Genomic DNA, 6,427 nt, shown 5'->3' on the forward strand with positions numbered 1-6,427 from the left:
CTGTTAGAGGCTGCTCTTCAATCAAAGCGGATTAGCCGGTGTTATTCGTGACCGACACGCGCAAATCCATCTCGATCAATCGTATTTTGCATAAGCCTCAAGGTCGTTATTCAGGACTCCAACAAGAAGGACCTGACAATCAAGACCGCCGTCGGGGCGTCGTACTACATCACCAGCGACAACTCCCTGTACTACAAGGGTACGTTCATCGCCAAGAACGTCAGCTCGGCTTTCGGAATCGTCGTTCCCAACGGAACGGACACCGCGACCTACGTCTCTGACGGCGTGGCCTATGGCGTTGCGGGCAGCGGCACGCCGACCCAGTACACCGTGCCCAACCCGAAGACCGCCGCTGGGGCGCAGTACTTCCTCACTACCGACGGAGCACTTTACTACAAGAACGACAAAATGGAAGACAACGTGTCCTCCGCGTTTGGAATTGTCGTTCCGAATGGTACGGATACCGCCACGTACGTTGTAGCTCCCGCCTGTCAGTGATCAAACAGGTACCGCTTCGCAGCTAGCCAAGCCGTACCGCGCAGAAAGAGGTCTTCGAGACAACGCCACCACCACAGGCTGGTTGAGCTGTACGAGAGAAAAGCATCGGACACCGTCGGGTGTCGGGCATCACGCCCGGCACCCGACGGATCACCGATATCCAATCACCATCACCACCACCTCGAACGCTGAGCCATGATCACGCGAGAGTGCGCGGTGACCACTCGGTTGACGAGTAGACCTGCCCTTTCTCCATCACCGCGCCCACCTGCCCATCCCCGGCACAGGCTTTATCGCGAACGAGCCGCCTCACCGCCCGTGACTGCGCTCCGCTCGGAGCGCCCTCGTCATCGCTTCGGCCGAGGCGAAGCCCGACAATTCAGCGACGGCCTCCTGGTCCGCCGCGGTCGGTGCCGGCCGATGGTCGAGCATCCGTCGGGCGAGTCGCACTCTGGCGGAGCGGATCTCCTGCGCCGGCGTGCGAGGCGAGTACTCGAACGCGGCATACAGCCTCGTCACGGAAATGGCGAGATCCGTCGCGAGGGTCCGGACGTCGAACGCGGCATCGGTACAGCCGCGCTCGATCACGGTGTGCGCCCGACGCACGAGCCGCGCAGCGGAGACCGGCGCCGAGGGCAGCAGAGGCGGTCCCAGCTCCGCCAGCAGCGCGCTGACGCCGCTGCCGATCATGCCGCAGACGGAACTCCACGCCGGGTCTCTCGTCTGCAGCGAACCGCTCAGTACCGCACTCGCGGCGGCGACGAGTATCCTGGAGGTGGCGAGACCGGCGGGGATGACGGAGGCGCCGACGCTGCTCCAGGAGAAGAAGCGCTCCAGGGTGTCTCGACCCACCGACACCTCGACCGTGCCGCAGCGCCCACCACTGATCGCGCTCAGCGATGCCGCGGACCAGAGCACGAAACCGCCGCCCTCCTCGACCTCGCGGTGCATGCCCTCGGCGCCTCCGCTGAGCGTGAGCGAGCCCTCGACGAGCAGGCCGATGACGGCGCCTCCTGCCCGTCCGCGGCGCTCGAACTCGCGGGCGGTGTGCCACATCCGCCTCATTGTCATCTCCTCAGCGCAGAGGGCATCAGCGGCAAGGCGGAGATACCCTCCGCCGGAGGTGACGGTGACGCCGTGGCCGAGCAGCCAGTCCCGAGCCGCGATCCCCTCGGCCACGACTCCTCGTTCGCTGGGATGACTCCCCTCACCGCGCGCACACGGTGCCGTGCGGGATGGGCGCGAGGTGCGCTCCTGCTGCGGGTTGCGGGTGATCAAGCCCTCAGTGTCGGCGCAGGACGCCTCCGCCTGTCGAGACTTCCCGACTTCTCCGCGGAATCCTCCCGATCGCGGCGGGACATTCCTCGCATCGCACGCTCCACGGCGACACGACGATCGCGGCCGAGATTGTCGGTAGAACACGGTCGCCATACCTAAATGGGCATCTCGCCATACTGATCTGGGAATCTCTGTTTGCAGGCACCGCAGTGAGCAGCCGATAGCGACCTGAAAGTCGCGTGATGACCGCCTCACTGGCACATTCCGGCACGATCGGCAGCTTATTTCGGAACATTGGCGCCACTCCCCACCCTCCTCGCGAGCTAAGCTGACGAAACTTCGCGGCTCTCGCGATGCTCGACTAGGCAGGGGAACTCATGCTGTACACATCCGACATCAACGCCCTTCTCTCGCTCGACTGCCTGGCTCTCTCACCGGCACCGTGGACGCACGGCCGATCGCGATGACCGAGCACAACTGGACCACTCCGGTGGTCGCGGTGACCGTGTCCGCTCCGGCCGCCGCCTCGTCGCTGCGGCCCTCGATGGCCTTCCTTCAGGTCTCCTACGGCGGCCCCGCCTGCACGACCATCTCCTGCGTGCAACTCCGTCGCACCATCGACGGATGCCGACCCGCCCGGGGCAGCATCGTCACCGCCACCCTCTCCGGCGGCTTCACCTTCGCCACCGGCTCGACCACCTGCGCGGCGATAGCCGACTCCACAGGGCTCGTCACCCTCCCCGCGATCCTGGTACCTGCCACCGGCGGAACCGGGCTGATCACGGCACACAGCGACGGCCTCTTGCTCAGCGCGCGGGTCTGCACCATGCCGGACTAGTCGAGCCGACGACGCCGGCCACGTCGTCACCCTCCTCTCCTGCGCCGATCCGCCCGCAGAGCCTTCGACATCGCGGGCGCCGAGAGGAAACCGGCGAGCTCGGCGACCGCCTCCCGATCCGCCGCGGTCGGTGAGACGCGGTGGTCGAGCATCCGCCGGGCGAGGCCGACCCTGGCCGAACGGATCGCCTGGGCCGGCGTGCAGGGCGAATGTTCGAACGCGGCGTACAGGGTCGTCATCGAGACCGAGAGCTCTTCGGCGAGAGAGCGGACATCGAAGGAGGCGTCGCGGCAATGACGCTCGATCGCGACGTGGGCGCGGCGCAGGAGGCGCACGGCTGTCACGGGAGCAGAGGGAAGCAGCGCCGGGCCGACCTCGGCCAGCAGAGCGCTGATACCGCTGGCGATCATGCTGCAGATCGAATCCCAGGCGGGATCTCGTGGGGCGAGCGGACCCGTCAACGCCGTGGTGGCAGCGGCGAGGAGGATGCGCGCGGTCGTCAAGCCCTGGGGGATGACCGTCGCGCCGGCGTCGGCCCAGGCGAAGAAGCGCTCGAGGATCTCGCGGCTCACGGCGACCTCGACCGTTCCGCACCGGCCTCGGCTGATCGCGGCGACCGAGGAATCGGACCAGAGGACGAAGCCGCCTCCCGTGGCGACCTCCCGCTCCGCGCCCGCGTCGTCCCGCAGGGTGAGGGAGCCCTCGACGAGCAAGCTGATGACGGCGCCGCCCGCTCGGCCCCGGCGCTCGACCTCACGAGCGGTGTGCCAGACCCGCCGCAGGGTCAGCTCGCGGGAGCAGATGGCGTCGGCGAAGAGGCGGAGATAGCCGCCGCTGGCAGACACGGTGACGCCGTGGCGCAGCAGCCAGTCGCGGGCGGTGGTTCCCTCGGCGACGACTCCGCGCTCGGCGAACTCTCGGTCGGCGGAGTCGGAGTCGGCGGAGTCGGAGTCGGAGTCGGCCGGGTCGGAGGCGGCCGGGTCGGGGGGACGGGTCGGCGCCGACTCGCGGGGGCGGCGGGAGGGCAGGTGGCTGAGGGAGGTCAAGCCATCAGTGTCGGGAACGGACGGCCGCGGAGGTCCAGACTTCCGGACCTCCGCGCCGAAACCTCCGGTTCGGATCGTCCTCGCTTCTGCTTCGGCGGGCGCGGCCAGAACCATGAGGGCCGTCCACATCCGTCCACACTCCCCCGGAGGCGCCCATGAACGACCAGACCCCCTACACCCCGCACGAGATCCGCATCGATGACGGCTGGAGCATTCCCGCCGGGGACGGCGTGCACCGCCGGACCCTGGTGAAGGGAACCGCCTGGGCGGTCCCCGTCGTCGCCGTCTCGATGGCCACCCCCGCCGCCGCAGCGTCCGGCGGGCCGACCCTGACCTTCACGCAGACCTCCTACAGCGGCACGGCGTGCGGCACAATCTCCGGCGTGCAGGTGAAACGCACCACCGACGGCTCGACCGCCGACCCGGGCAAGGTCGTCACCGTCAAGCTCGCGAACGGCTACACGTTCGCGGACCGCTCGACCTCCGTCTCACGGACGACGGGAACCGACGGGCTCATCACCCTGCCGGACATCACGGTTCCCGCCCGCGGCGGTGACAGCACCTTCAGCGCCACGTCGGACTCTCTCTCGGCGAGCGCGCCGGTGAAAACCGCCCTCAAGTCCGATGGGGCGTACGTCGCGAACAAGAACGGTCCCGGAGGGAAGTACTCGAGCGTCCCCGGTGACGCGACTCCCCTCCAGGGGAACTACTTCCTCAAGGGCAACACGCTCTACCACGGCGACACCGTGGTGGCCAGTGACGTCAAGAAGGCAGCCGGCTACAACACGGGAGGCAGCACCGACTACGTCGCCTACGTCACGACGGACGGCAAGGCCTGGCTCGCGCAGGGAGACGGGCCCGGAGGAGAGAAGGCCGCCCCTGCCGACTCGACACCTCTGGCCGGCAACTACTTCCTCTCGAAGGACGGGTCGCTGTACCACGGCGGCACGAAGGTATTCAGTGACGTGAAGCGCGCGGCCGGGTACAACACCGGCGGCAGTAACGACTACGTCGCTTACGTCAAGACCGACGGAAAGGCCTGGCTCGCCAGCGGGGACGGACCCGGCGGCGAGAAGGCGGCCCCGAAGGATTCGACCCCACTGCAGGGGAACTACTTCCTCTCGAAGGACGGAGCGCTGTACCACGGCGACACCAAGGTGGCCGACAATGTCAAGAAGGCGGCCGGCTACAACACCGGCGGCAGCACCGACTACGTCGCCTACGTCGCCACAGACGGCAAGGCCTACATCGCGAACGGTGACGGACCGGGTAGCGAGCACACCGGCGTCGCCAACGATTCGACGCCGCTGGCCGGGAACTACTTCCTCTCGAAGGACGGAACCCTTTACCACGGCGACACGGTGGTCAACACGGATGTGGTGGACGCCGCGGGGTACAACGCGGGCAACGACGACGACTACGTCACCTACACCAAGGCGGACAAGTGCTGAGGTAGCGAGTCCGCACCCGAGACGCGGGCGAGACGTCGTCATAACGAAGGCTGAATGCTGTCTAGAACCCCGAACTCGAGGTTCGACGGCACTCAGCCTTCGTTGTGATGGCGATCGGCGCGGGACGCGGCGCGAGACGCCGCGAGGTGGCGCCGGAGACACGCGCGTGAGCCTCCGGGTCGACTGAACTCGTCCGCTGGGTCGATCATGGCGAGCCGAGCGGCCGACGCGCGATCGGGGGGCCGACGGGCAGTGTGGCAGGCGTCGAAAGGAACCGCTTCATGTCGCTCGCGACCCGCTTGACCACACTGGCCAAGCCCTCCGGTACCCCCTGGCGACCCGAACGGATCATTGCGCTGGACATCGCGCGGTTCCTCGCCCTGATCGGGATGTTCGCGGAGCACCTGCTGACGACCAGGCACCCGGGACCGTTCCAGGAGGTCGTCACGGGATTCCCCTCGACGATGTTCGCGGTTCTCGGCGGTGTGAGCGTGGCGATCACGACTCGGAGCCTGCTGACAGCGGGTCGACCGCTGGCCGCGTGCGTGTCCGTCGCCGTCCGGGGCCTGATCATCGCGGTGATCGGGTTGGTCCTCGGGGCTGTCCCGCTGATCATCGTGATGGTCCTCGCCTACTACGGGGTGGCGCTGGTCGCCGTGGCATTCGTGCTCTGGCTGCCCACTGCGGTCCTCGTGATCATGGCGGCCGTCCTGACGGTGGCCGGACCGCACCTCATCCTCTGGGCGCGGACCACGTCGCCGGACGGGCCGGTCGCGTCGCCGTCGTTCGAAAATCCGCACGACTTCCTCCAGACGGTCTTCTTCACGGGCTTCTACCCCGCCATCACCTGGATCACCTATCTGCTGATCGGCCTGTGCGCCGGTCGGATGCTGATCTCGGGACGACGCCTCGCTGCCGTGGCGGTCCTCATTCCGGGAGCGGTGATGGCGGCCGCCGGGTTCGCCAGCGACCTCCTGAGCCGCCCCGCCATCGTCAGCGCGCTAGAGAGCGTGGGGATGCCGAGCGACACGGCCGGGGAGCTGGTGATCTCGCAGGGGTACGGGACACCGCTCGGCGCAGGGTGGCTCGCGGTCCTCAACGCGACTCCCCACACGGGGACGACGGCCGACGTGCTGCGGACGGCGGGGACGGCGCTGGTCGTACTCGCCCTGCTGATCCTGATCCTTCAGCGCGACTCTCGTCCGCTGGCGCTGCCGGTGCGCGTGATCGCTCACGCGGGATCGGCTCCGCTCACCCTCTACCTCGGCCACTTCTTCGGCTTCTACGCGGTGCTCGGGCTCTCGGTGCTGACGAAG

Annotated in this window: 6 protein-coding genes; 4 read left to right on the forward strand and 2 right to left on the reverse strand. The window is 67.8% G+C overall.

Features of this window, described 5'->3' with window-relative positions:
* Positions 1–285: 285 nt before the first annotated feature.
* Positions 286–498, forward strand: a complete 213-nt coding sequence (locus C5D07_RS15185; protein ID WP_146079781.1) for a hypothetical protein — start codon at positions 286–288, stop codon at positions 496–498.
* Positions 499–807: 309 nt separating this feature from the next.
* Here C5D07_RS15185 and C5D07_RS02810 read toward each other — a convergent pair whose 3' ends face one another.
* On the reverse strand, positions 808–1,677 hold the full coding sequence (locus C5D07_RS02810; protein ID WP_068250379.1) for a helix-turn-helix domain-containing protein: 870 nt from the start codon (positions 1,675–1,677) through the stop codon (positions 808–810).
* 562 nt (positions 1,678–2,239) lie between these two features.
* Here C5D07_RS02810 and C5D07_RS02815 point away from each other — a divergent pair.
* Positions 2,240–2,614 (forward strand): hypothetical protein, encoded by a 375-nt coding sequence (locus C5D07_RS02815; RefSeq protein ID WP_104258626.1) that lies wholly within the window; start codon positions 2,240–2,242, stop codon positions 2,612–2,614.
* Between the two features lie 26 nt (positions 2,615–2,640).
* Here the strand turns inward: C5D07_RS02815 and C5D07_RS02820 are convergent, their stop codons facing one another.
* Entirely contained in the window at positions 2,641–3,660 is a 1,020-nt protein-coding gene (locus C5D07_RS02820; RefSeq protein ID WP_104258627.1) for a helix-turn-helix domain-containing protein, read from the reverse strand.
* Between the two features lie 155 nt (positions 3,661–3,815).
* On the opposite strand from C5D07_RS02820, the gene C5D07_RS02825 reads away from it, so the two are divergent.
* Positions 3,816–5,111: a hypothetical protein gene (locus C5D07_RS02825; RefSeq protein ID WP_104258628.1), complete on the forward strand. Its 1,296-nt coding sequence runs from the start codon at positions 3,816–3,818 to the stop codon at positions 5,109–5,111.
* Between the two features lie 281 nt (positions 5,112–5,392).
* Positions 5,393–6,427 (forward strand): heparan-alpha-glucosaminide N-acetyltransferase domain-containing protein (locus C5D07_RS02830; RefSeq protein ID WP_104258629.1); only part of this gene is annotated, 1,035 nt, incomplete at its 3' end.

It is taken from the genome of Rathayibacter tritici (assembly GCF_002932875.1).
Lineage (GTDB): Bacteria > Actinomycetota > Actinomycetes > Actinomycetales > Microbacteriaceae > Rathayibacter > Rathayibacter tritici.

Coding starts and splice junctions, on each gene's coding strand:
- C5D07_RS02815 (WP_104258626.1), top strand. CDS start 2,240: ATGACCGAGCACAACTGGACCACTCCGGTGGTCGCGGTGACCGTGTCC.
- C5D07_RS02825 (WP_104258628.1), top strand. CDS start 3,816: ATGAACGACCAGACCCCCTACACCCCGCACGAGATCCGCATCGATGAC.